Below are 25,110 nucleotides of genomic sequence, written 5' to 3' on the forward strand. Positions count from 1 at the left end.
AAGCCGGCACGGCAACGAACACCAGCATCGACTCGCGCCCGCCGCGGCGGCGCGGCTCGGTCCCTGATCCGACAAGGCGCCCGGCTGGGCCTAGCGCTCTGAAAGTTTTTATGCATAGAGTGCTTGTGTGAATGAAGGAGGGGTCAAGGTCGGCGAGCGGGTGCTCGATCTGTTCGCCGGGGTGCGGCTCACGCCGACCCAGCGGCGGATCGCCCACTGCCTCGTCGAGCACGCCGGCAAGGCCGCCTACCTGTCGGCGGCCGAGGTGGCCGATCTTGCGGGTGTCAGCCAGCCCTCCGTGACCCGGTTCGCCATCGCTCTCGGGTATGAGGGGTATCCGGCTCTGCGGCGGGTGCTGCGTGAGCTCGGTGGCGGGGACGCCGGTCCCGGTGCCGAGCAGAACGCCATGCAGGCGGCGGTCGCGGCCGAGGCGGAGCATCTGGGGCGCCTCCGGGATCAGCTGGAACGGCTGGACGACGTACGGCGGGCGGCTGATCTTCTGATTTCGAGCCGGCCTCTCCCGGTGCTCGGGCTGCGGTCGGCGGGGCCCCTGGCGGGGTATTTCGGGTACTTCGCCGGCAAGGTGCACCCGGACGTCCGGGTGCTCGACTCGGGTGGCACCTCACTGCTCGACCGGCTCGATCAGGCCCGTACGGCCGGCGCCGGTGCGATGCTGGCGCTGGTGCTGCCGCGTTATCCGCGGGAGTCGCTCGACGCGCTGCGGGAGGCCAGGGCGATGGGGTACGCGGTCGTCGCGATCACCGATTCGGCGGTGAGCCCGGCCGCCGAGCACTGTGACGTCGTGCTGCCGGCCGCGGTCGGCACGCGGCTGGTGTTCGACCTGCACACCGGGCCGATGGCGATGGCCATGGTGCTGCTGCAGGCGATGTGCGACGCCGACCCCGAGCCGGTGCAGCAGAAACTCGAGGCGTTCGAGGCCACGGCCGCGCGCCGGAACATTTTTCAAGCGTAGGGAAGGGCAACCATGTCGGAGATCCGGGCGCCTCGTGGGGCGGCGTACACCGCGAAGGGCTGGCCGCAGGAAGCCGCCAAGCGGATGCTGATGAACAATCTCGACCCCGACGTGGCCGAGCGCCCCGAAGACCTGGTGGTCTATGGCGGCACGGGCCGGGCCGCGCGGGACTGGCCGTCCTACCACGCGATCGTGCGCGAGCTGGACGAGCTCAAGGGTGACGAGACGCTGCTGGTGCAGTCGGGCCGCCCGGTCGGCGTGTTCCAGACCCACGAGTGGGCGCCGCGGGTGCTGATCGCCAACTCCAACCTCGTCGGCGACTGGGCGACCTGGCCCGAGTTCCGCCGCTTGGAGAACCTCGGTCTGACCATGTACGGCCAGATGACCGCCGGTTCCTGGATCTACATCGGCACCCAGGGCATCCTCCAGGGCACGTACGAGACGTTCGCCGCGGTTGCCGAGAAGCGGTTCAACGGCACCCTCGCCGGCACGCTGACCCTCACCGGCGGCTGCGGCGGCATGGGTGGCGCCCAGCCCCTCGCGGTCACCATGAACGGCGGCGTCTGCCTGATCGTCGATGTCGACGAGACCCGTCTGCGGCGCCGGGTCGACACCCGCTACCTCGACGAGATCGCCGACGATCTGGACGACGCGCTGGCCCGCGCGGAGGCCGCGAAACGGGAGAAGCGCGCCGTCTCCATCGGCGTCGTCGGCAACGCGGCCCTGGTGTTCGGCGAGATCCTGACCCGCGGCGTCGAGGTCGACATCGTCACCGACCAGACCAGCGCCCACGACCCGCTCTCGTACCTGCCGGTCGGTGTTGATCTCGCGGACGCGAAGGACTACGCCGCCAAGAAGCCCGAGGAGTTCACCGACCGGTCCCGGGCCAGCATGGCCAAGCAGGTCGCGGCCATGGTCGGGTTCATGGACGCGGGCGCCGAGGTGTTCGACTACGGCAACTCGATCCGCGGCGAGGCCAAACTGGCCGGCTTCGAGCGCGCGTTCGAGTTCCCGGGCTTCGTGCCGGCGTACATCCGGCCGCTCTTCGCCGAGGGCAAGGGACCGTTCCGCTGGGCGGCTCTGAGCGGCGACCCGGCCGACATCGCCGCCACCGACAAGGCCGTGCTCGATCTCTTCCCCGAGAACGAGTCGCTGGCCCGCTGGATCAAGATGGCCGAGGAGCGGGTGGCGTTCCAGGGCCTGCCCGCGCGCATCTGCTGGCTCGGCTACGGCGAGCGGGACAAGGCCGGCGTGCGGTTCAACGACATGGTGGCGAAGGGCGAGCTCAAGGCGCCGGTCGTGATCGGCCGCGACCACCTCGACTCGGGTTCGGTCGCATCCCCGTACCGGGAAACCGAATCGATGCTCGACGGCTCGGACGCGATCGCCGACTGGCCGCTGCTGAACGCGCTGCTCAACACGGCCAGCGGCGCGAGCTGGGTGTCGATCCACCACGGTGGTGGCGTGGGCATCGGGCGCTCGATCCACGCCGGTCAGGTCTGCGTGGCCGACGGCACCGCGCTGGCCGGGCAGAAGATCGAGCGGGTGCTGACCAACGACCCCGGTACGGGCGTGATCCGGCACGTCGACGCGGGCTACGACTCGGCGGCAGCGGCCGGCGTGCACATCCCGATGCGGCGGGACGCGTAGTGGCGGCCACCTTCTCCGAGCTCTGGAACGGGATCGCGCCGATCGGGCGGGCGGCCAACGGCGGTTACCTGCGGTACGCGCTGGAGGAACCCGAGCTGGTGCTGCGCGACTGGTTCCGCAACCAGGCCGCGCGCCGCGACATGCCGGTCACCGACGACGGCAACGGCAACCTGTTCGCCTGGTGGGGCGACCAGTGGGGCCACGACGCGGTGCTCACCGGCTCGCACTTCGACTCGGTGCCGCACGGCGGCGGGTTCGACGGGCCGCTCGGCATCGTCAGCGGGTTCCTGGCCGTCGACGAGTTGCGCCGCCGCGGGCACGTGCCCAGCAAGCCGATCGCCGTGGTCGCCTTCGTCGAGGAGGAGGGCGGCCGGTTCGGCGTACCGTGCCTGGGCTCCCGCCTTCTGTCCGGGGCGATCGAGCCCTCGCAGGCGGCCGCGCTGACCGACCGTGAGGGCATCACGTTCGGTGAGGCTCTGGGCGACACCCCGGCGGGCCGGCTGCCCGGGCTGACCAGCCGGATCGGCGCGCTCGTGGAGCTGCACATCGAGCAGGGACGCGCGCTCGAGGTGCCGGTCGGCGTGGCCAGCGCGATCTGGCCGCACGGACGCTGGCGGTTCGACTTCACCGGCCACGGCGACCACGCGGGCACGACCCGGATGGCCGACCGGCGCGACCCGATGCTGACCTTCGCCTACACCGTGCTCGCGGCCAACAAGGAGGCCCGCCTCAACGGCGCGCACGCGACCATGGCCCGGGTCGAGGTCGAGCCGAACGCCACCAATGCCATTCCTTCCCTCGTACGGGGGTGGCTCGACGCCCGTGCGGCCGAGACCGGCACGCTCGACACGATGGTCGAGGCGATCCTGAAGCGGGCCCACGAGCGGGCCGGACGCGACGGGACGGAGATCTCGGTGACGTCGGAGTCGTTCAGCGCCGAGGTGACGTTCGAGACCTCGCTCGCGGCCCGCATCTCGTCGCTGCTGGGCGACGCGCCGATCCTGCCGACGGGGGCCGGGCACGACGCGGGTGTGCTGTCCGCGCACGTACCGACCGCCATGCTGTTCGTCCGCAACCCGACGGGTGTGTCGCACTCGCCGGCCGAGCACGCCGACGAGGCCGACTGCGTGGAAGGCATCGGCGCGCTCGCGAGGGTGCTGGGCGACCTCACATGACGGTTTATTTCGCCCCGTACGCCTGGACGGGCGGGACGCTGGCCCGAAATGTCCACATCGAGGTGGCGGACGGCGTGATCACCGCCGTCTCCATCCCCGACGGGGGCGGCGGCAAAGGCGAGTCCGCCACCGGAAGTGGGGCCGACGAGCCGGTTGTGAAGCTCGACGGCCTTGTCCTGCCGGGCTTCGCCAACGCCCACTCGCACGCGTTCCACCGGGCCCTGCGCGGCCGCACCCACGCGGGCGGCGGCAGCTTCTGGACCTGGCGCGACCTGATGTACCAGGTCGCGGGCAACCTCGACCCGGACCGCTACTACGCCCTGGCCCGGGCCGTCTACGGCGAGATGGCGCTGGCCGGGATCACGGCGGTGGGCGAGTTCCACTACCTGCACCACGGCCCCGACGGCACCCCCTACGACGACCCGAACGCGATGGGCCACGCGCTCGTCGCCGCCGCGGCCGACGCCGGGATCCGGATCACGCTGCTCGACACGCTCTATCTGACGGCCGGCGTGGACGGGAAACCGCTCGAGGGCGTGCAGCGGCGCTTCGGCGACGGCGACCTCGACGGCTGGTCCACTCGCACCGACCTGCTCAAGGCCGCGCCGCACTCGAAGATCGGCGCGGCGCTGCACTCGGTGCGCGCGGTCCCGGCCGCGTACATGTCGACGTTCGCTCATCGCACGGACGGACTGCCCGTTCATGTGCACCTCGCCGAGCAGCGGGCCGAGAACGAGCAATGTCAGGCGGTGCACGGGTGCACGCCGGCTGAACTGCTCGAAGCGCACGGCGTGTGGCAGCCGATGACCGTGGCCGTTCACGCGACCCACCTCACCGACCGTGACATCGACATCCTCGGCGACCACCACGTGTGCTTCTGCCCGACCACCGAGCGGGATCTGGCCGACGGCATCGGCCCGGCCCGCCGCCTGGCCGACGCCGGTTCACGGCTCAGTCTGGGCAGCGACAGCCACGCCGTGATCGACCAGTTCGAGGAGCTGCGCGGGCTCGAGATGAACGACCGTCTCGCCACCGAGCAGCGCGGCCGGTTCGCCCCGGGCGACCTGATCGCGGCGGCCGCCAACCACGAGTCGATCGGCTGGTTCGACGCCGGCGAGATCGCCGTGGGCAAGCGGGCCGACCTCGTGTGCGTGTCGCTCGACAGCGTCCGTACGGCCGGAGCCGACCCCGCGCAGGCCGTGCTCGCGGCGACCGCGGCCGACATCACCCACGTGATCGCGGACGGCCGCCTGATCGTGGAGAACGGCCGTCATACGAGCATCGACGTGCCTGGCGCATTGTCCGAAACGATCGCCGCGCTAACCGACGCGACGCCAGAAACGAACAGCGGAACGGGTGCGGCATGAGCGTTCGGACCGACGCGACGCCACAAACGAACAGTGGGACGGGGTACGGCATGAGCGTTCGGACCGCCGCGACGCCACAAACGAACAGTGGGACGGGTGCGGCATGAGCGTTCTGATCGACAACATCGGCGAACTCGTCACCAACGACGAGCACGAGGGCGACGGGCTGCTCGGCATCCGCCGCGACGTTGCGATGGTGCTCGAAGGTGACCGGATCGCGTGGATCGGCCCGAACGCGCAGAAACCGCCGGCCGACACGCGCATCGACGCGCAGCACCGCGCGGTGCTGCCGGGCTTTGTGGACAGCCACGCTCATCTGGTGTTCGCGGGCGACCGCGCGGCCGAGTTCGGTGCCCGCATGGCCGGGGAGCCGTACACCGGCGGCGGCATCCGCACGACGGTGGCCGCAACCCGGGCCGCGAGCGACGACGAGCTGCGGCGCAACGCGAAACGGCTGGTGGACGAGGCGCGGCGGCAGGGCACGACCACGATCGAGATCAAGAGCGGGTACGGGCTGAACGTGGCCGACGAGGCCCGCTCGCTGCGCCTGGCCGGCGAGCTGACGACCGAGACGACGTTCCTGGGCGCGCACGTGGTTCCGGCCGGAAGCGACCCCGACGCGTACGTCGAACTGGTCCGGACCGAGATGCTGGACGCCTGTGCCCCGTACGCGAAATGGGTCGATGTCTTCTGTGAACGCGGGGCGTTCGACGGGGATCAGACGCGCGCGATCCTCGAGGCCGGCGCCAAGAAGGGCCTCCAGCTGCGGGTGCACGCCAACCAGCTGACCGAGGGCCCGGGCGTACGGCTGGCGGTGGAACTCGGTGCGGCCAGCGCCGACCACTGCACACATCTGAGCGACGCCGACATCTCCGCCCTGTCCGGGTCGGACACCGTGGCCACGCTGCTGCCGGGCGCCGAGTTCTCGACCCGCTCGCCCTGGCCGGACGCGCGCCGGATGATCGACGCCGGTGTCACGGTCGCGCTGGCCACCGACTGCAACCCCGGCTCGTCGTACACGTCGTCGATGCCGTTCTGCCTCGCGCTGGCCGTCCGCGACATGCGGATGACCCCGGCCGAGGCCGTGCACGCGGCGACGGCCGGCGGCGCGCGGGCGTTGCGGCGGGACGACATCGGCGTGTTGCGACCGGGCGCCCGGGCCGACCTGATCGTGCTCGACGCGCCCTCTCACCTGCACCTGGCCTACCGGCCCGGCGTACCCCTGATCCAGAATGTTCTGCACAACGGAGTGCCTCAATGATCGTCACCGTCCAGCCCACCGGCGTCACCCCCGCCGATGTGATCGCGGTCGCCCGCGGCAACGCCCGCGTCGAGATCGCCCCCGAGACCGTCACCGCCATGGCCACCAGCCGCGCGATCGTCGACAACATCGAAGCCTCCGGCAAGCCCGTGTACGGCGTCTCGACCGGTTTCGGCGCCCTCGCCAACACCTCGATCGCCCCCGAGCGCCGAGCGGAGCTGCAACACGCGCTCATTCGCTCGCATGCGGCCGGCATCGGTGCGCCCATGCCGCGCGAAGTCGTGCGCGCGATGATGCTCCTCCGGCTGCGTTCGCTCGCACTCGGACGGTCGGGCGTGCGCCCGGTGCTCGCGCAGGGCCTGGCCGACCTGCTCAACCACGACATCACGCCGTGGGTGCCCGAGCACGGTTCGCTGGGCGCGTCGGGCGACCTCGCCCCGCTCGCCCACTGCGCGATCGTGCTGCTGGGCGAGGGCTGGGTGCTCGGCAAGGACGGCGCCCGGATCGCCGCCGCCGAGGCCCTGCACACGGCCGGGCTGGAACCCCTCGAACTGGCCGCCAAGGAGGGCCTGGCGCTGATCAACGGCACCGACGGCATGCTCGGCATGTTGCTGCTGGCGATCGACGACGCCGCCCACCTGTTCGCGATGGCCGACGTGACCGCGGCCCTGGCCATCGAGGCGATGCTCGGCTCGGAGCGGCCGTTCCTGCCCGAGCTGCACGAGATCCGGCCGCACCCGGGCCAGTCGGCGTCGGCCGCCAACATCCGCAAGCTGCTGCAGGATTCGGCGGTCATGGACTCGCACCGCGACGACCTGGCCCACGCCGTGCAGGACGCGTACTCGATGCGCTGCGCCCCGCAGGTGGCCGGCGCCGCCCGCGACACGCTGGATTTTGTCCGTACGACCGCCGCCCGGGAACTGGTGTCCGTCGTGGACAACCCGGTGGTGCTGCCGGACGGCCGGGTCGAGTCGACCGGCAACTTCCACGGCGCCCCGCTCGGTTTCGCCGCCGACTTCCTGGCCATCGCCGCCGCCGAGGTGGGCGCGATCGCCGAACGCCGCGTCGACCGGCTGCTCGACGTGACCCGCAACCGCGACCTGCCACCGTTCCTCTCCCCCGACGCCGGCGTCAACTCGGGCCTGATGATCGCCCAGTACACGGCGGCCGGCATCGTGGCCGAGAACCGCCGCCTCGCGGCCCCGGCCAGTGTCGACTCGCTGCCCACGAGCGGCATGCAGGAGGACCACGTCTCGATGGGCTGGGCCGCGACCAAGAAGCTGCGGACGGTGCTGGACAACCTGACCAGCCTGCTCGCGGTGGAGCTGATCTCCGCCGTACGGGGTCTGCAGCTGCGCGCGCCCCTGACGCCTTCCCCGGCCGGCCGGGCCGCGATCGAGGCCCTGGAACCCGCCGCCGGTCGTCCCGGCCCCGACCTGTTCCTGGCCCCGGCCCTCGAGGCGGCGCGCGAGGTGGTCGCCGGTCGGGCCCTGCGCGCCGAGATCGAATCCGCCACGGGAGCCCTGCTGTAGTTAACTAGCCACTGTGGAACGGCGCGCGGTGGTGATCGGGGCCGGAATAGCCGGTCTGGCCGCCGCCCGCGTGCTGAGTGAGCGGTTCGCGCAGGTGGTCGTGCTCGATCGTGACGTTCTGCCGAGCGAACCCGTGCCCCGGCGTGGCGTTCCGCAGGGCCACCAGCCGCACATCCTGCTGGCCGGCGGCATGCGGACGTTCAACGAGCTGTTCCCCGGCTTCGAGGACGAGCTGATCGCCGCGGGCGGCACCAGGTTCGACACCGGCCTCGGCCTGTGCAGCTATCGGATGGGCCGCCGATGGCCGTCCGCGCCGACCGGGGTGTCGCTGGTCTCGGCCACCCGTCCGTGCATCGAAGCGATCGTCCGGTCGCGGGTGGACGCCCGGCCCACCGTGACGATCCGCGACCGTGTGGCCGTCTCCAAGCTGCTCGGCTCGGCGACCGCGGCGAGGAAGGCGACCACGGTGACCGGGGTGGTGCTCGACGACGGCGAGGAGATCCGGGCCGACCTGGTAGTCGACTGCTCCGGCCGGGGCGCGCGTTCCGACCGGTGGCTGGCCGCGCTCGGGCTGCCCACGCCGGGCCTGCTCGAGGTCAAGGTCGGCGTGTCGTACACGTCCCGCTACTACCGCCGCCGCCCCGGCGACCTGACCGGCTGGTCGGCGATCTTCATCCTGCCCACGCCGCCCGGCGAGCACCTGAGCGGCCTGGCCCTGCCCGTCGAGGGCGACCGCTGGCTGGCCGGGATCGGCGGCTGGCACGTGACCGAGCCGCCGGCCGACGCCGAGTCGTTCGAGGGGCATGCGCACGGGCTGCCCGACCCGATCCTGAGCGAACTGCTCGACCGCGCGGAACCGGTCAGCGACCTGGTCACCACGCGGTTCCCGTCCAGCCGGCGCCGGCTGTTCGAGCAGCTGCCCGAACCGCCGGCCGGATACGTGGCGCTCGGCGACGCCGTCTGCAGCTTCAACCCGGTCTATGGCCAGGGCATGACCTGCGCGGCCATGTCGGCGATCGCGCTCGGCCGGGCGCTCGACGAACACGGGCGGCAGGCGGCACGGCCCTATTACGCGGCCGTGGCCCGGATCCTGGACGTGCCGTGGTCGTTCGCGGTCGGCGGCGACTTCTCGTTCCCGCAGACGACCGGGCCGCGGCCGCGCGGGTTCGCGGTGCGCCGGTGGTATTCACGTCGGATCGCCTGGGCCTCGCAGATCGACTCGGGTGTCAACGCCACGTTCGCGCGGGTGCAGCATCTGGTCGATCCACCGTCCACACTCATGCGGCCCGCGTTCGTGGTGCGCGTGCTGCGCATGGCGGGAAAACGCAGGCGCGGATCCGGTCCGGTGCGTTAGCTTCCGGCGGTATGAGCGACTACGACTTCGAGGCGATGCAGCGGCGGTGGCAACCGGTCTGGGAGTCGCTCGGCCTCTTCACCGCCGACGGGTCGGGCAAGCCACGTCGCTCGCTGGTCGACATGTTCGCCTACCCCTCGGGTGACCTGCACATGGGGCACGCCGAGGCGTACGCGCTGGGTGACGCCGTCGCCCGGTTCTGGATCCAGCAGGGCTACGACGTGCTGCACCCGGTCGGGTGGGACGCGTTCGGGCTGCCGGCCGAGAACGCGGCGATCCGGCGGGGCGCGCATCCGGCCGAATGGACCTACGCGAACATCGGGACGCAGGCCGAGTCGTTCCGCCGCTATGCGACCTCGATCGACTGGCGCACCCGGCTGCACACCAGCGACCCGTCCTACTACCGCTGGACCCAGTGGCTGTTCCTGCGCTTCCTCGAGCGGGGCCTGGCGGTCCGGAAGCGGGCGGCGGTCAACTGGTGTCCGGTCGACCGCACGGTGCTGGCCAACGAACAGGTTGTCGCGGGCCGGTGTGAGCGATGCGGCTCGGCGGTGACGAAGCGCGAGCTGACCCAGTGGTTCCTGACCATCACGGCGTACGCGGAACAGCTGCTGGACGACATGGCCGAGCTGGAGGGTCACTGGCCGGCGCCGGTGCTGACGATGCAGCGCAACTGGATCGGCCGGTCGGCCGGCGCCTACCTCGACTTCGGCCCGTTCGAGGTGTTCACGACCAGGCCCGACACCGTTTTCGGGGCGACGTTCCTGGTGGTGGCGCCCGATTCTGCGCTGGCCGGGTCGCTGTGCTCGGCCGGGCAGCGTCCCGCCTTCGACGCCTACGTTTCCCGCGTACGCGGGGAGTCCGACATCACCCGCACGGCCGCCGGACGCGCCCCGACGGGTGTCTTCCTGGGCGCCCACGGCCGGCACCCGTTCACCGGCGAGCCGCTGCCGATCTGGGCCGCCGACTATGTGCTGCCCGGCCACGGCACCGGCGCGATCATGGCCGTTCCCGCGCACGACGAGCGTGACCTGGCGTTCGCGCAAACCTTCGATCTGCCCGTACGGCCGGTGGCCGGCACCCGGGACACCGACGCGTCACCGGACTTCCTGGCCGGGATGGATCGGGAGGCGGCCACCGCCCGACTGATCGCCGAGGCCGAGGCCCGTGGGGTCGGGCGGGCCGGCGTCACGTACCGGCTGCGGGACTGGCTGGTGTCACGACAGCGGTTCTGGGGCTGCCCGATCCCGGTCGTGCACTGCGCGAACTGCGGGATCGTGCCCGTGCCGGACGACCAGCTGCCGGTGGTGCTGCCCGATCTGCGTGGCGAGGCCCTGGCCCCGCAAGACGTGTCGCCGCTGGCCACCGTCCGGGACTGGGTCGAGGTCGACTGCCCCCGGTGTGGCGGACCGGCCGAACGGGACACGGACACGATGGACACGTTCGTCGATTCGTCCTGGTACTTCCTGCGGTACTGCTCACCGGCGTACGGGAAAGGGCCTTTTGATCCGGACGCCGTGGGCAGGTGGATGCCGGTCGACCAGTACGTGGGTGGGGCCGAACATGCGGTCATGCACCTGCTCTACGTGCGGTTCTTCACGAAGGTGCTGCGCGACCTGGGGCTGGTCGACTTCGCGGAGCCGTTCCGGCGACTGATGACGCAGGGCCAGGTCGTGCTGAACGGCGCGGCGATGAGCAAGTCCAAGGGCAACATGGTCGACCTGGGCGAGCAGATCGACACGTACGGGGTGGACGCGGTTCGCCTGACCATGGTGTTCGCCGGGCCGCCGGAGGAGGACATCGACTGGGCCGACGTGTCGCCGGCGGGGTCGGTCCGCTTTCTGGGCCGGGTGCTGCGCCTGGCCTCCGAGATCGGCGCCGCCTCGCCCGCCGCCGCTGATCATGCACAGAGATCAACACCAGGGCCCACCCTCCACCGGGGGTCCCCCGCCACCAGCCATTTTACCGAGCTGAGCAGATCTTCGGAGCCGCCCAGCGCCCACCCTGTGGACAGCCGGGAATTGTGGATAACTTCCGGCGATCCCGGGTTGCGCCGGACCACCCATCGGCTGCTGGCGGCGATCACCGAGCTCATGGAGGAGCAGCGTCTCAACGTCGCCGTGGCCCGCGCGATGGAGCTGGCCAACGCGGTCCGCCGGGCGATCGACGGCGGGCTGCCCGCGGGCGACCCCGCCGCGCGCGAGGCGGCCGAGGTGCTGGCGGTGGTGTTGTCGCTGTTCACTCCGTACACGGCCGAGGAGATGTGGGCACGCCTGGGTCATCCGCCGGGTGTCGCGCGGGCCGGTTGGCCCCGGGCCGATCCCGCGTTGGTGGCCGAGACCACGGTGATCTGCGCGCTGCAGGTGAACGGCAAGCTGCGCGACCGGCTCGAGGTGCCGGCCGACATCACGACCGACGACCTGACCGCGCTGGCGCTGGCCTCTCCGGTCGCCGCCGGGCGCACGGTGACCCGGCTGGTCGTACGGCCGCCCCACGTGGTGAACCTGGTGGTCAGCGGTCCTTGACGGCGATGCCGAGGGTGTGGGCGAACGCGGCCGCGGACTCCATCAGCTGATTGCTGTCGATGACCGCGCCGCGCAGGCTGTCCCACCCCTCGGCGATGTCGAGCGTACGGGCGCCCCGGAAGTCGAGCTTCTTGACGGTGGCCCGGCCGAACCGCGCCCGCCGGATCGACGAGCCCGGGAACGTCACACCGGCCAGCGTGGCCGAGCCGAAATCCACCTCGGACAGATCGCAGTCACGGAACTCCACGTCCTGCAGCCGGGCGCCCCGCAGGTTCAAGCTGTCAATCTTGCAGTCCTGCACCACCACCCGGCGCCACTGCGACCCGTACGCCTGCACCCCGGCCAGCACGCCGTCGAGGATCGAGACGTTCATCAGGTCGGCCTCGGCCCAGACCCCGCCGATCCAGCGGCTCCGTGAGATCCAGACGTCGTCGAGCCGTACGCGGCCGAAGTCTCCGCCCGTGAAGGTGACCGAGGTGATCGCGCTCTCGGAGAAGCGGGAGCCGCTGACCTCGGCGGCGTCGAGCTCGGCGTCGTCGAGGTGGACCTCCGTGTAGTCGCCGTCGCGTTCCAGCTCCTCGTTCCAGGGCTGCAGATATTCGGCGTACGGGAGGGAGGAGAGCTCTCGGACCACAGGCATGCGCGGATTCTCCTCCTCGCACCGAGCCACCCCGGCGCCGGTCTCCCGACCCGTAGCTGACACCGACGGCGGTCGCTTCGTCTTCTCACTCCGGCACGCGACGGACCACTTATGCGTCGGAGGACGTCTCCCACGGGCAGTCGCTGACGTGCGGCTCGATCACGACGTAGGTCGCGGCCTCGGCCGAGGTGGCGACGGCACCCCCGCTGCCGCCGATCGGCTTGACCGCGAACACGACGGACAACGCGACGAGCACCGTGGCCGCGAAGAGCGCGGCGAACCTCAGCTGCATGACTTCCCCCAGGTGCTGTCGGAGTCTCCGGCCCCCAATACTCCCACTTTCAACAAAGACCCGCTCGTTGACAAGTGGGGCACCCCTCCAGTTATGGTGACTCCGACAAACGGGGTGCCGCCCCACTTCAGTTCGGAGGGCAAGATGAGCAAGCGTGTCGTGCTGGTGACCGGCGCCAGCAGTGGGTTCGGGCGGCTGACGGTCGAGGCCCTGGCCCGGCGGGGGCACACCGTCTTCGCCGGCCTGCGTGACGTGACCGGTCGCAACGCCAAGGCCGCGGCCGAACTGGCCGAGGTCGCCGGGTCGCTTCACGTGGTGGAGATCGACGTCACCGATCAGGATTCGGCCGACCGGGCGGTGCGCGAGATCATCGACGCCGCGGGCCGGATCGACGTCGTCGTGAACAACGCCGGGATGATCTTCCCCGGGCCGCTCGAGGCGTTCACCGCCGAGGAGGGGCAGCGGCAGTTCGACGTGAACGTGCTCGGCGCCCTCCGCGTCAACCGGGCCGCCCTCCCCCACCTGCGCGCACAGGGCAGCGGCCGGCTGATCCAGATCGGCTCGGTCGGCGGCCTGGTGACGACGCCGTTCACCGGCCTCTACGCGGCGAGCAAGGCGGCCCTGGAAAGCCTGACCGCGGCCTGGCGGCACGAGCTGGCCCCGTACGGAATCGAATCGGTGATCGTCGACGCCGCGTCGTACCCCACCAACATCGGTCTCAACGCCGCGATGCCGGCCGACTCGGCCCGGCTGGCGGTCTACGGCGAGGCGTTCGCCGGCTTCACCAACGCGATCGTCGCCCGCTCGGCCGAGGTCGGCGGCGACGCCGGCGAGGTCGCCGAGGCCGTCGTCGAGCTGGTCGAGGGCACCGGCCACCAGCTGCGGAAGCTGGTCGCCCCGGCCAGCCAGCTCGAGCCGTTGCGGACCCTCGACCGGGTGTCGGCCGAGACGTCCGAACGCGTGGGCGCCGCCATGGGCGTGGCGGCGTTCATGACCCGCTAGGCTCCCCCGCGTGGGAGCAGCCGCGCGACCGATGCGTGCCGACGCCAGACGTAACTACGAGCAGATCCTCGCCGCGGCCGAGGCCGAGGTGGCCCGCGCCGGCGCCGACGCCTCGCTGGAAGAGATCGCCCGCCGGGCCGGGGTGGGTTCGGCCACGCTGCACCGGCACTTCCCGTCCCGGCAGGCCCTGCTCGAGGCCGTCTTCCACGACCGGGTCGTCGCGCTCTGCGACCGGGCCCGCGAGCTGGCCGCAGGGGGCGACGCCGGCCCGGCCCTGACCGACTGGCTGCGCTCGCTCGCCTCCTACGGCGCGGTCACCCGGGGCCTGGCCCGCTCCCTGTTGGGCGGCACCCAGAACCCGACCGCCGGCACCTGCGAAACCATGCTGCTCGAGGCCGGCGACGCCCTGCTGCGCCCGGCCCGGGCGGCGGGCGCGGTCCGCCCCGAGGTGACCATCGTCGACCTGCTCACCCTGGTCAACGCCGTCTCGCTGGCCACCGAGGGCAGCCCCGACGCCGGCGCGGAGGCCGCCCGCCTGGTGACCCTGGCCCTCGACGGCGTCCGCCCCCGCGACTGACCCGTCAACACGCCCGCGACGCGACATGCACCGCCGCGGCGACCCTCACCTCGCCAACTCGCGAGCGAGCGCGGCGGGCGAGCGCGGCGGGCGAGCGGGCGTGGCGAGCGGGCGCGGCGGGCGAGCGGGCGCGGCGGGCGAGCGGGCGCGGCGCGACTAGTTGGTGACCTCGCGGGCGATGACCTTCGAGAGCTCGCGGAACGCCTTGCCCCGGTGGCTGATCGCGTCTTTCTCGGCCGGTGACAGCTCGGCGTTGGTGCGTTCCTGACCGTCGCCCAGGAAGATCGGGTCGTAGCCGAACCCGCCCTCGCCCCGGCGCGCCCGCAGGATGCGACCCGCCTGCCGGCCCTCGACCAGGTGCTCGCGCCCGTTGGGCAGCACCAGCGCGGCCGCACACACGAAGGCGCCACCGCGGTGCTCGTCGGGCACGTCGGAGATCTGGGCCAGCACGAGGTCGAGATTGGCCTGGTCGTCGCCGTGGCCGCCGGCCCACCGGGCGCTGAGCACGCCCGGCATGCCGTTGAGCGCGTCGACCGCGAGGCCGGAGTCGTCGGCCACCGTGGGCAGCCCGGTGCGCTTGGCGCCCTCACGGGCCTTGATCAGCGCGTTTTCGCCGAACGTGAGGCCGGTCTCGGGCACGTCGGGATAACCCTCGAAGTCGGCCAGCCCGACCAGCTGGATGCGGTTGGCGCCGAGCGACGAGTCGAGAATGCGCTGAAGCTCGACCAGCTTCTTCTGGTTCGCCGTGGCGAGCAGCAGTTTCGCGCTCATGCGCAACACCCTCCCGGTTCTGCGGTCGCGACACCGGCGCCGACGCGGCCGGTCACGAGGGCACCTCCGGCCAGACGGCCGGTCACGCCAGGGCCTTCTGCTGGGCGGCCGAGAGGTCGGCGCAACCGGCCAGAGCCAGGTCGAGCAGCGCGTCCATCTGGTCGCGGCGGAAGACGCCGTTCTCCCCCGTGCCCTGCACCTCGACGAAGTCGCCGTCGCCGGTGCAGACCACGTTCATGTCGACCTCGGCCGCGACGTCTTCGAGATAGTTCAGGTCGAGCCGGGGCTCACCCTCGATGATGCCCACGCTGACCGCCTGGATCGAGCGGTGCATGACCTTCTCGACCTTGCCGGCCAGCGACTTGCGGTCGGCCAGCCAGTTGACCGCGTCGTAGAGCGCGACATAGGCCCCCGTGATGGCGGCCGTGCGGGTGCCGCCGTCGGCCTGCAGCACGTCGCAGTCGAGGACGACCGAGTTCTCCCCCAGCGCCTTGAGGTCGATGCAGGCCCGCAGGCTGCGCCCGATCAGGCGGGAGATCTCCTGCGTGCGCCCGCCGACCTTGCCCTTGACGCTCTCGCGGTCGCCCCGGGTGTTGGTGGCGCGGGGCAGCATCGCGTATTCGGCGGTCACCCAGCCGAGCCCGGAGCCCTTGCGCCAGCGCGGGACGCCCTCGGTGACGCTCGCCGTGCAGAGCACTCGCGTGTTGCCGAACTCGACGAGCACCGACCCCTCGGGGTGGATGCTCCAGTGCCGAGTGAGGGTCACCGGTCGCAGTTGGTCGGCCGAACGGCCGTCAGGGCGTGCCATGCCCAAACCTTATTAGGCCCGCGACCACCCCGCTGCGCCCGCCCCGCCACCCTGTGGACAACAAAGAAATGTGGATAACTCCGCGCCCGTCCCGGCGGACCACTCCCAGGACGACTCAGCCGAACCAGCCGGTCGCCGCGTCGGGCGTCCCGGCCGGCCGGGGCACCGCGGGCCGAAGCACCGCACCGGGCCGCTGCCGCGCGCCCGCCACCGCGACCTCGGGCAGCGCGCCGTGGGCCCGCAGGAAGCCGTCGACCGCCTGCGGCCAGCCGAAGCGCTCGGCCCGGGCGCGAGCAGCGGCGCGACGCTCGGGCTCGGGGCGTTCCATCAGATTCCGTACGCCCGCGGCGAAGCCCTCCGCCGTGCCGGGAACCGCCACGCCGGCGTCACCCACCACCTCGGGCAGGGCACTGCTCTCGTTGACGACCACCGGGGTGCCGCAGGCGAGGGCCTCGAGCGCGGTCATGCCGAACGTCTCGACCGGGCCGGGCGCCAGCACGACGTCGGCACTGGCGAGCAGGGCGGCCACGGCCGGGCGCCCGGCGATGTGCCCGGTGAAGCGCACGGGCAGACGCGCCGCACGATAGGCCAGCGCGGCCCGCCTCACGCCGTCTCCGGCCACAGCGAGCACGGCGGGCACCTTGTCGTTGCGCAGGACGCCGATCGTGTCCACGGCCAACTCAGGGCGTTTCTGGCCGGAGAGCCGGCTGGCGAACGCGATCAGCAGCTCACCTTCGCGGGCATAGCGCTCGCGGACGCTCTCGTCACGCCGGCCGGGGTGGAACTCGTCGAGGTCGACGCCGAGCGGCACCTCGGTCAGGTTGGGCACGCCCAGGCGGCGGAACTCGGCCGCGGCGAACGAGGTGGTGCAGATGATCTGGTCGAAGAACTCGGCCGTCCGCAGATTGAACTTGTCGGCCACGGCGTCGCGCTTGGGCACACCCCAGACGCCGAGCAGGCCGGCCAGGCTCTCGTGCGACACCATCACCGAGGCGACACCGCGGTTGCGGGCCCAGCCGCCGGTCCAGCGCAGGCTGGTGCGGTCGGAGACCTCGAGACGGTCGGGCTCCAGCTCATCGAGCAGCTGGGTGAGCTCACGGCGTCCGGTCATGACCCGATATCCCCCCGTACGCGGGAGGGGAGCGCTGGGAAGCGTGATGACGCGCCCCTGCGAGGTCATCTTGTCGGAGCGTTCGCGTCCGGGAACGATCAGCACAGCTTCGTGACCGGCGCGCTGATAGCCCTCGCCGAGGTTACGAAGAGCTGTCCGCAGGCCACCCGAATGGGTCGTCACGAAGTTGGCCAGGCGAACAATGCGCATCCAACAACTCCAAGATCACGATCCGCTGGTGCTCTCGCGCTCCGACCGTGCCCCCGCCCCGGTCAAGGGCCTAGAGATCGTAGCGGGCACCTGGGCGCACGACCTCAACCGGTCCCGCAAACGCGGCCACGGCGGCATCCACAATAGATGCCTCACTCACCCACGCGGGGACGAGATGGGTCAGCAACAGCTTCCCGACGTCCGCCTTGGTGGCCGCCTCGCCCGCCTCACCGCCCGTAAGGTGCAGGCCAGGGGGGTTGTCGGCGCCGTCGAGGTAACTGGCCTCACACAGAAACAAATCCGCGCCGGCGGCGAGTCGCAGTAACGGTTCGCAGGGCGCCGTGTCCGAGGAGTAGGCGAGAACCCGCCCACCCTGCTCGATGCGTACGCCGTAGGTCTCGATCGGATGGTTGACCCGGTCGACGGTGATCGAGAAGGGACCGATCGGGAACGTCCCCGGCTGCAGGCCGTAGAACGTGTAGACGTCGTCCACCGGCTCGCTGTCCTGGCTGTACGCGGCGGAGATGCGCTCGGCGGCGCCCAGCGGGGCATAGACCGGCAGGGGCGGCAGCGGGCCGGACGGGTCGTAGCGACGGACCACGATGTAGGTGCAGGCGTCGAGCATGTGGTCGCAGTGCAGATGCGTGAGGATGATCGCGTCGATCTTGTTCATGTCCGAGTAGCGCTGCAGAGCGGACAACGAACCCGAGCCGAAATCGATCAGCAGCCGGAAGCCCTCAGCCTCGACGAGATAGGCGGAACAAGCCGACTCGGGGCCGGGAAAACTGCCGGCACAGCCGAGAACGGTCAGTCGCATGCGGGTCCCTTTGGCTCACGCTGGGTCGAACACGCCCCGCCCGACCGGTCCGTGCTGACTCCCTCAGACCAGTCAATCACGGAGCGAAGCGTACGCCGGGACCTGCGCGCCATGTAAACGTCTGATCGATTTGTCGCTAAATCGACAACGTACATCACACCGCCCGTGACCTCGGCCATTAACGCAATTCCCGTTACGTCCGGTGAGTCGTTTGCGTTGCACAAAGTGAGGACTTTCGAGGACGGAACAGGCGGAGGCAGCGTGACCACGGTCGAGAAGGACCGCACCACGCGCACCGAAGCGGCAGCGATCATGCCGTTCGGTGGCTGGGAGAGTACACCGACAGGCACGGCATCGGCCGACGACGAAGTTCTTTTCCGTTTTCCGGCGCCCGATGATCCGGCCCCGAGCACGGCCAGGCTGCTCACGCTGGCCCTCTGGGCGGCTGGGCTCGGGTTCTCCGCCCTCGGCGCGGGAGCGCTCGCGATGGCCGACGTGCTGGGCGGCGCGGCCTTCTGGTACGTGCCGACACTCGCTTTTTTCGGGCTGTTGAGCGTGGTGATGGCGGCGGCGTCTTTCCTGTCGATCCACCGGCCGGTCCTGCCGTGGCTGTTGCTCACGTGCGCGACCGGGCCGTTGGCAGTCGACATTCTGATAGCCGTGCTTTATTAGGGGCCTTATGCCCAGAGTTGCCCTTCGAGGGCCTCTTCGGCGTCGTTGAGGGTGCCGCCGTAAGCGCCGGTGGAAAGGTATTTCCAACCGCCGTCGGCGATCACGAAGGCCACGTCGGCCCCCTTGCCGGCCTTGACCGCCTCATGGGCCACGGCCAGCGCGGCGTGCAGGATCGCGCCGCTGGAGAACCCGGCGAAGATGCCCTCGACCTCGACGAGCTGGCGGGTGCGGAGCACGGCGTCGCGCGTGCCCACCGAGAAGCGGCGGTCGAGCACGCTGGCGTCGTACAGCTCGGGCACGTAGCCCTCGTCGATGTTGCGCAGCCCGTACACCAGCTCGCCGTAACGCGGCTCGGCGGCGACGATCTGGATGCCGTCGACCTTCTCCTTGAGGAAGCGGCCGGTGCCCATCAGCGTGCCGGTGGTGCCCAGACCGGCCACGAAGTGCGTGATCGTGGGCAGGTCGTGCAGCAGCTCGGGACCGGTGGTCTCGTAGTGCGCGCGGGCGTTGGCCGGGTTGCCGTACTGGAACAGCATCTTCCAGTCGGGGTGTTCCGCGGCGATCTGCTTCGCGGTGGCGACGGCCTGGTTGGAGCCGCCCGCCGCCGGCGAGAAGATGATCTCAGCCCCGTACATGCGCAGCAGTTGGATCCGCTCGGCCGAGACGTTCTCGGGCATGACGCAGACCAGGCGGTAACCGCGCAGCTTGGCCACCATGGCCAGGGCGATGCCGGTGTTGCCGCTGGTCGGTTCGAGGATGGTGTCGCCCGGGTGCAGGTGACCGGATTCCTCGGCCTCGCGCACCATGAACAGGGCGGCCCGGTCCTTGATGCTGCCGGTCGGGTTTCTGTCCTCGAGCTTGGCCCAGAGACGCACCGGCGGTGCCCCTTCGGGCACCGTCGGTGACAGGCGGGGCAGGCCGACGAGCGGCGTGCCCCCGCACGCGTCCAGAAGGCTCTCGTAGCGAGCCATGACGATTAGCGCCCGAGAAGGGCGGCCGCCGCCACGAAGCCCAGAGCGCCACCGGCCACGGCCGGGAGGATGGTGATCGAGTCACCGTCGCTGAGCTTGGCGTCGAGCGCGCCGAGGAAGCGGACGTCTTCGTCGTTGACGTAGATGTTGACGAACTTGTGCAGACCGCCCTCGGGGGTGATCAGCCGGCCCTTGAAGCCGTTGTGCTTGGCGTCCAGGTCGTCGATCAGGGCGCTCAGCGATTCGCCGGACCCTTCAACGATCTTGGCACCGCCGGTGTAGCTGCGCAGGATGGTGGGGACGCGAACTTCGATAGCCATGGCTGTGAATGCTCCAAAAGGAAGGTCGAACTGAGGGCAGGGTCGTCTGGGGAACGGGTGTCGTCAGCGACACTCGTAGAAGACCGAGACGGGGCTCTGCCCGAACATGTACGACTGCACAGCGCTCGCAATCACGCGTCCACCGTCGCATCCACGATGTTGATCTCTTCTTCGGTCACCACGCCGTCCACTATGCGGAACGACCGGATCTCTTCCGAGTCGGGCTCACGTGTGGAGACGAGCACGTAGTGCGCCCCGGGCTCACCGGCGAACGAGATGTCGGTGCGCGACGGGTATGCCTCGGTGGCCGTGTGCGAGTGGTAGATGACCACCGGCTCCTCGTCGTTGTCGTCCATCTCGCGCCAGACCCGCAGCTGCTCCATGGAGTCGAACTCGTAGAACGTCATCGACCGGGCCGCGTTGTCCATCTCGATGAGCCGGGTCGGCAGGTCGCTGCCGATCGGGCCGGCGACGACACCGCAGGCCTCATCGGGGTGGTCCCGGCGGGCGTGGGCGACGATCGCGTCGACGATCGCGCTGTCGATGGTCAGCACGCTCTTCACATTACCGTGAGATTTCCCGTCGCCCAGCGTGGCGACGCTCACTCGATCTCGGGCAGCGCGTTGAGCAGCGACTCCTGCAGGTAGCCCAGGTAGGCGTACACGCTGAGCTGGAACACCCGGCTCGATCCGGGGTCGCGCAGCACGGCCTCGTCGAGCTCCTCGCCCAGATCGGTGTCGGCCTGGATGTCGAGGCGGGTGCCCATGGCCAGGCGGGCGTCGTTGATCGCCCGCAGCCAGGCCTCGGCCGCCTCGCCGTCGAGCCGCACCTCGCCCTCGCCCTCGTCGGGCAGGGCGGCCAGGATCGCGCCGGCCTGATCGATCTTGCCGGTCTTGAGATCCCCCTCGGTGTAGAGGCGGAACTCGGCCGAGTCGTCCGGCTTCTCCGGATAGATGTCCGGGAAGAGCCGGCTGACGACCGGATCGGTGTGATCCATGCCGTCGGTCAGCAGGCCGACCACTTCGCCGGCGACCTTGCGCAAGACGCGCACCTCGTCGACCGCGAAGGTGGCCACGCACTGGCTGCCGTTGCGTCGGAACATCTGCTCTCTCCCGCGGTGTTCAGTCCCGGTCCACCGTCGCCCAGAGACCGTATCCGTGCAGCTGGTTGGCGTCCATCTCCATGCGCTCGCGCGCGCCGGAGCTGACCACCGCTCGACCCTTGTTGTGCACGTCGAGCATCAACGCTTCCGCCTTCTCCTTGGAGAAGCCGAATATTTTCTGAAACACCCAGGTCACGTACGACATGAGGTTGACCGGATCATCCCAGACGATGGTCACCCAAGGCCGATCGTCAGCGGGTGCCTCCTCGATCTCGGGGCTCTCGACGGGAGCGACCTGTGGCAGCGCCATGCCCACCATGGTGCCACCGGTTCCGCCGCATCGGTGAACCGGAACGCCGATCCGCAGGTCAGGACGCGGTTCGTAAGGGGCCGTCGGGCGCAATAGGGTGGGCTGGTGAACACCTTCGCCCCCGCGCTGATGACCGATCAGTACGAGCTGACCATGATCAGCGCCGCTCTCCAGGACGGCACCGCCGACCGGCCGTGCGTCTTCGAGGTCTTCGCCCGCCGCCTGCCCGGCGGCCGGCGCTACGGCGTGGTGGCCGGGCCGGGCCGGCTGGTCGAGCTGATCAAGAACTTCCGGTTCGGCGAGGCCGAGGTCCGGTTCCTGCGCGAGGCCGGCATCGTCGACGAGACGACCGCCAAATGGCTCGAGGGTTACCGCTTCACGGGCGACATCGACGGGTACGCCGAGGGAGAGCTCTTCTTCCCGGGCTCCCCGATCCTGACCGTCAGCGGCACGTTCGCCGAGTGCGTGGTGCTCGAGACGCTGATCCTGTCGGTGCTCAACCACGACAGCGCGGTCGCGGCGGGGGCGGCCCGCATGGTGACCGCGGCGCGGGGCCGGCCGATCATCGAGATGGGCTCCCGCCGTACGCACGAGGACTCGGCCGTCGCCGCCGCCCGGGCCGCCTATCTGGCCGGGTTCGCGTCGACCTCCAACCTGGCCGCGGGAGCGCTCTACGGCATCCCGACGACCGGCACCTCGGCGCACGCGTTCACCCTTCTGCATGACGACGAGCCGGCCGCGTTCGCCTCCCAGGTGGCCGCGCTCGGCAAGAACACCACCCTGCTGGTCGACACCTACGACATCGGCCAGGGCATCCGCAACGCGATCGCGGTGGCCGGGCCCGACCTGCGGGCCGTCCGCATCGACTCGGGCGACCTGTCGGTGCTGGCGCAGCACTCGCGCGAACTGCTCGACTCGCTCGGCGCCACCGAGACCAAGATCGTGGTCTCGGGCGACATGGACGAATACGCGATCGCCACGCTGGCCGCCGAGCCGGTCGACATGTACGGCGCCGGCACCGCGGTGGTCACCGGGTCGGGCGCGCCCACCGCGGGCCTGGTCTACAAGCTGGTCGAGGTCGAGGGGCGCCCGGTGGTCAAGCGCTCGGAGAACAAGGCCACGGTGGGCGGGCGCAAGACGGCCGTACGCCGGCACAAGCCCACCGGCACAGCGACCGAAGAGATCATCGTGTCGCAGGGGGTGCCCGACCACTCCGCCAACGACCGGCTGCTGCAGCGCTCGTTCTTCGTCGGCGGCGAGGCGGTCGAGCAGCCCAGCCTGGCCGACTCGCGGGAACACCTGCGCCAGTGCCTGATCTCGATACCGTGGGAGGGCCTCAAGCTCTCGGCCGGTGACCCGGCCATCCCCGTCACCATCGTCCCGACCGTTTAGGGGTTAGTTCCGTGACACGAGCGCTGATCATCGTCGACGTCCAGAACGACTTCTGTGAGGGCGGCTCGCTGGCGGTCGCCGGCGGGGCCGCGGTGGCCGCCGGCATCTCGCTGGTGCTCGACAAGGCGGCCGGCCGGTGGGACCACGTGGTCGCCACGAAGGACTGGCACATCGACCCGGGCGCGCACTTCAGCGACAACCCCGACTATCTCGACTCCTGGCCCCGGCACTGCGTGGTCGGCACCTCGGGCGCCGATTTCCACCCCGAGCTGGTGACCGACCGGGTCGAGGCGGTCTTCCACAAGGGCGAGTACAAGGCCGCATACTCCGGCTTCGAGGGCCGGACCGAGACGGGCGAGACCCTCGCGGCGTGGCTGCGTGACAAGGGTGTGACGGAAGTCGAAGTGGTCGGCATCGCGACCGACCACTGCGTACGGGCGACCGCGCTCGACGCCCGGGCCGAGGGCTTCGCGACGACGGTGTTGCTGGAGCTCACCGCGGGTGTGGCGGCCGCGACGACCGAGGCCGCGCTCGAGCAGCTCCGCTCGGCGTCGGTCGAGACGACGGGTTCACCGGTCGTTGCGTCCTGATTTCGGCGCGATCAAGTAGTTGGTTTTTTGTCGTACCCCCGGGGCAGGATGAGCCCCGGAGGTCAGGATCCACATGCTTCTCAAGCCTTACCGTGACACGCTCGCCCTGCCCGGCATCAAGTCGTTGCTGGCCGTGGCGACGCTCGCGCGCATCCCGATCGCGGCCGGCGCCGTCGTGCTCACCCTGCACGTGGTCACCGACCTCGGGCGGGGCTACGGCGCGGCCGGCCTGATCGGGGCCGCGTTCACGATCGGCGGTTCGGTCGGCGCGCCGGTCATGGGCCGCCTGATCGACCGGCGCGGGTTGCGGCTGGTGCTGGTCCTGACCACGGTGGCCGAGGTGCTGTTCTGGTCGCTGGCGCAGGCCGTGCCCTATTGGAGCCTGCTGGTCATGGCCCTGATCGGCGGCTTCCTGGCGCTGCCGGCGTTCTCGGTCGCCCGCCAGTCGATCAGCGCCCTCACGCCCGAGGCCCAGCGCCTGCCCGCGTTCGCCCTCGACTCGATCTCCACCGAGCTCAGTTTCATGGCCGGCCCCGCGCTCGGCGTGCTGGTCGCCACCACGGCCGGCCCGCGCTGGGCCATGCTCATGCTGGCCGCCGGCATCCTGCTCTCCGGGGTCGGCCTGTGGCTGCTCAACCCGCCGGTCCGGGCCGCGCACGAGGCCCCCATCACCGCCGGCGAGCGTGTGCCGCGGCGCAGCTGGCTGGGCCCGCGCTTCGTCGCCGTCCTGCTCGTCACGATGGCCGCGACGCTGGTGCTCTCGGGCACCGACGTGGCCCTGGTGGCCGTGCTGCGCGACAACGGCGAGCTGGGCTGGAGCGGCCTGGTCATGTCGATGTGGGCGTTCTATTCGCTGCTGGGCGGCTTCGTCTACGGCACGATCCACCGCTCGTTCCCACCCGTGCTGATCCTCGCCCCCTTGGCCGTGGCCACGATGCTGGTGAGCCTGGGCGGCGCCCACTGGTGGCTGATCGCCGTGCTGCTCATCCCGGCCGGCGCCCTCTGCGCCCCCTTGATCACCTCAACGGCCGACGCCATCAGCCGCATGATCCCGGCCGCCGCTCGCGGCGAGGCCATGGGTCTGCACAACTCGGCCCTGACCGTCGGCGTCGCCCTGGGCGGCCCGCTGGCCGGTGTCGCGGCCGACACCCTCTCCCCGCCCTGGGGTTTCGTCACCGTCGGCGGAGCGGGCGTCCTGATCGCCTTGCTGGTCCTCCCCACCGAGCTACGCCGCCGCCGCGCCGCCCTCCCTGCCGTTTCCGAGACACCCGTAGCCGTCCCGGGCCTTCCCGAGCCGACCGCCGCCGTCCCGGGTGCCGCAGTGGCCGCTTCCACCACATCTGCCCACCCCACGAACGAGACCGACGCCGACCGTGCCACGAGCGGGACCAATGCCGGCCGCGGCACAAATGGCACGTCCACCATGCCCGATCAACGCGCTCCCGGCGGCACGGAGCCAGTCGGCTACGACGACACACTGCCTGCCGGCCGCCCCTGACCAAAGACCTGGCCTAGGAAGATCCGTCTGGCCGAGCGTGGCGAGCCATGCGTCGATGGGAGGCCGTTCGGACCGGACCCGATCGTCGGCGCTATCTGCTGATCTGCGCCTGTGCCGCCATCCGCGGACTCGTGATCCTGCACGACGACAACGACTTTGTGACGGCCGCACGACACCTTCCCGACCTGGC

General features: G+C 70.9%; 24 protein-coding genes and 1 pseudogene. 14 read left to right on the forward strand and 11 right to left on the reverse strand.

What is annotated here, in order from left to right; all coding sequences use genetic code 11:
* The first annotated feature begins 127 nt into the window (after window positions 1-127).
* The 8 genes from JIG36_RS25130 to leuS all read left to right on the forward strand — a co-directional run bounded on the left by JIG36_RS25130 (window position 128) and on the right by leuS (window position 11,837).
* Window positions 128-973 carry a MurR/RpiR family transcriptional regulator gene (locus JIG36_RS25130; RefSeq protein ID WP_203378853.1) on the forward strand — a complete coding sequence of 282 codons (846 nt, stop codon included), beginning with the start codon at window positions 128-130 and terminating at the stop codon, window positions 971-973.
* Window positions 974-985: 12 nt separating this feature from the next.
* Complete coding sequence (gene hutU / locus JIG36_RS25135; RefSeq protein ID WP_203378854.1) at window positions 986-2,623, forward strand: urocanate hydratase; 1,638 nt, start codon at window positions 986-988, stop codon at window positions 2,621-2,623.
* Window positions 2,623-3,798, forward strand: a complete 1,176-nt coding sequence (locus tag JIG36_RS25140) for an allantoate amidohydrolase (protein ID WP_203378855.1) — start codon at window positions 2,623-2,625, stop codon at window positions 3,796-3,798. The genes hutU and JIG36_RS25140 overlap by 1 nt, the downstream gene beginning before the upstream one ends.
* Window positions 3,795-5,165, forward strand: coding sequence for a formimidoylglutamate deiminase (locus tag JIG36_RS25145; RefSeq protein WP_203378856.1), 1,371 nt, complete (start codon window positions 3,795-3,797; stop codon window positions 5,163-5,165). Before JIG36_RS25140 ends, JIG36_RS25145 begins: the two co-directional genes overlap by 4 nt.
* Before the next feature lie 103 nt (window positions 5,166-5,268).
* Window positions 5,269-6,426 (forward strand): imidazolonepropionase, encoded by a 1,158-nt coding sequence (gene hutI, locus JIG36_RS25150; RefSeq protein ID WP_203378857.1) that lies wholly within the window; start codon window positions 5,269-5,271, stop codon window positions 6,424-6,426.
* The gene (gene hutH, locus JIG36_RS25155; protein ID WP_203378858.1) at window positions 6,423-7,958 is read left to right on the forward strand and encodes a histidine ammonia-lyase; all 1,536 of its coding nucleotides are present in this window, start codon (window positions 6,423-6,425) and stop codon (window positions 7,956-7,958) included. Before hutI ends, hutH begins: the two co-directional genes overlap by 4 nt.
* Window positions 7,959-7,971: 13 nt before the next feature.
* A complete protein-coding gene (locus JIG36_RS25160) occupies window positions 7,972-9,312 on the forward strand; it encodes an NAD(P)/FAD-dependent oxidoreductase (RefSeq protein ID WP_307872907.1) in 1,341 nt (446 codons plus the stop codon).
* Window positions 9,313-9,323: 11 nt separating this feature from the next.
* A complete protein-coding gene (gene leuS, locus JIG36_RS25165; protein WP_203378859.1) occupies window positions 9,324-11,837 on the forward strand; it encodes a leucine--tRNA ligase in 2,514 nt (837 codons plus the stop codon).
* On the opposite strand, the gene JIG36_RS25170 is transcribed toward leuS, so the two are convergent.
* Window positions 11,824-12,477: a pentapeptide repeat-containing protein gene (locus JIG36_RS25170; RefSeq protein WP_203378860.1), complete on the reverse strand. Its 654-nt coding sequence runs from the start codon at window positions 12,475-12,477 to the stop codon at window positions 11,824-11,826. The genes leuS and JIG36_RS25170 overlap by 14 nt on opposite strands.
* 109 nt (window positions 12,478-12,586) lie before the next feature.
* Entirely contained in the window at window positions 12,587-12,769 is a 183-nt protein-coding gene (locus tag JIG36_RS25175) for a hypothetical protein (RefSeq protein WP_203378861.1), read from the reverse strand.
* 144 nt (window positions 12,770-12,913) lie between these two features.
* Between JIG36_RS25175 and JIG36_RS25180 the strand changes: the two genes are divergently transcribed.
* Both JIG36_RS25180 and JIG36_RS25185 read left to right on the forward strand, forming a co-directional pair.
* Complete coding sequence (locus JIG36_RS25180; RefSeq protein ID WP_203378862.1) at window positions 12,914-13,771, forward strand: SDR family oxidoreductase; 858 nt, start codon at window positions 12,914-12,916, stop codon at window positions 13,769-13,771.
* A 31-nt stretch (window positions 13,772-13,802) separates the two neighbouring features.
* Window positions 13,803-14,348 (forward strand): TetR/AcrR family transcriptional regulator, encoded by a 546-nt coding sequence (locus JIG36_RS25185; protein ID WP_203378863.1) that lies wholly within the window; start codon window positions 13,803-13,805, stop codon window positions 14,346-14,348.
* Window positions 14,349-14,504: 156 nt separating this feature from the next.
* On the opposite strand, the gene rdgB is transcribed toward JIG36_RS25185, so the two are convergent.
* From rdgB to JIG36_RS25205, 4 genes are all read right to left on the reverse strand, one after another.
* A complete protein-coding gene (gene rdgB, locus JIG36_RS25190; protein WP_203378864.1) occupies window positions 14,505-15,119 on the reverse strand; it encodes an RdgB/HAM1 family non-canonical purine NTP pyrophosphatase in 615 nt (204 codons plus the stop codon).
* An 82-nt stretch (window positions 15,120-15,201) separates the two neighbouring features.
* The gene (gene rph, locus JIG36_RS25195) at window positions 15,202-15,927 is read right to left on the reverse strand and encodes a ribonuclease PH (RefSeq protein ID WP_203378865.1); all 726 of its coding nucleotides are present in this window, start codon (window positions 15,925-15,927) and stop codon (window positions 15,202-15,204) included.
* Between the two features lie 115 nt (window positions 15,928-16,042).
* On the reverse strand, window positions 16,043-17,248 hold the full coding sequence (locus JIG36_RS25200; RefSeq protein ID WP_203378866.1) for a glycosyltransferase: 1,206 nt from the start codon (window positions 17,246-17,248) through the stop codon (window positions 16,043-16,045).
* Between the two features lie 70 nt (window positions 17,249-17,318).
* Complete coding sequence (locus JIG36_RS25205; protein ID WP_203378867.1) at window positions 17,319-18,065, reverse strand: MBL fold metallo-hydrolase; 747 nt, start codon at window positions 18,063-18,065, stop codon at window positions 17,319-17,321.
* Window positions 18,066-18,326: 261 nt separating this feature from the next.
* Here JIG36_RS25205 and JIG36_RS25210 point away from each other — a divergent pair, with 261 nt between their 5' ends.
* Window positions 18,327-18,737 (forward strand): hypothetical protein, encoded by a 411-nt coding sequence (locus JIG36_RS25210; protein ID WP_203378868.1) that lies wholly within the window; start codon window positions 18,327-18,329, stop codon window positions 18,735-18,737.
* 5 nt (window positions 18,738-18,742) lie between these two features.
* On the opposite strand, the gene JIG36_RS25215 is transcribed toward JIG36_RS25210, so the two are convergent.
* The 5 genes and pseudogenes from JIG36_RS25215 to clpS all read right to left on the reverse strand — a co-directional run bounded on the left by JIG36_RS25215 (window position 18,743) and on the right by clpS (window position 21,440).
* Complete coding sequence (locus JIG36_RS25215; protein ID WP_203378869.1) at window positions 18,743-19,708, reverse strand: PLP-dependent cysteine synthase family protein; 966 nt, start codon at window positions 19,706-19,708, stop codon at window positions 18,743-18,745.
* Between the two features lie 5 nt (window positions 19,709-19,713).
* Window positions 19,714-20,028: a MoaD/ThiS family protein gene (locus tag JIG36_RS25220; protein ID WP_203378870.1), complete on the reverse strand. Its 315-nt coding sequence runs from the start codon at window positions 20,026-20,028 to the stop codon at window positions 19,714-19,716.
* Between the two features lie 63 nt (window positions 20,029-20,091).
* Window positions 20,092-20,582: pseudogene (locus tag JIG36_RS25225) on the reverse strand (M67 family metallopeptidase).
* Between the two features lie 47 nt (window positions 20,583-20,629).
* The gene (locus JIG36_RS25230) at window positions 20,630-21,130 is read right to left on the reverse strand and encodes a DUF2017 domain-containing protein (RefSeq protein WP_203378872.1); all 501 of its coding nucleotides are present in this window, start codon (window positions 21,128-21,130) and stop codon (window positions 20,630-20,632) included.
* 19 nt (window positions 21,131-21,149) lie between these two features.
* Entirely contained in the window at window positions 21,150-21,440 is a 291-nt protein-coding gene (clpS, locus tag JIG36_RS25235) for an ATP-dependent Clp protease adapter ClpS (RefSeq protein WP_203378873.1), read from the reverse strand.
* Window positions 21,441-21,545: 105 nt separating this feature from the next.
* Here clpS and JIG36_RS25240 point away from each other — a divergent pair, with 105 nt between their 5' ends.
* From JIG36_RS25240 to JIG36_RS25250, 3 genes are all read left to right on the forward strand, one after another.
* Window positions 21,546-22,832, forward strand: a complete 1,287-nt coding sequence (locus tag JIG36_RS25240; protein WP_203378874.1) for a nicotinate phosphoribosyltransferase — start codon at window positions 21,546-21,548, stop codon at window positions 22,830-22,832.
* Between the two features lie 11 nt (window positions 22,833-22,843).
* A complete protein-coding gene (locus JIG36_RS25245; RefSeq protein ID WP_203378875.1) occupies window positions 22,844-23,422 on the forward strand; it encodes an isochorismatase family protein in 579 nt (192 codons plus the stop codon).
* A gap of 73 nt (window positions 23,423-23,495) precedes the next feature.
* A complete protein-coding gene (locus JIG36_RS25250; RefSeq protein WP_203378876.1) occupies window positions 23,496-24,920 on the forward strand; it encodes an MFS transporter in 1,425 nt (474 codons plus the stop codon).
* Window positions 24,921-25,110: the final 190 nt, after the last annotated feature.

This window comes from Paractinoplanes ovalisporus (assembly GCF_016834655.1).
GTDB classification, from domain to species: Bacteria; Actinomycetota; Actinomycetes; order Mycobacteriales; family Micromonosporaceae; genus Actinoplanes; species Actinoplanes ovalisporus.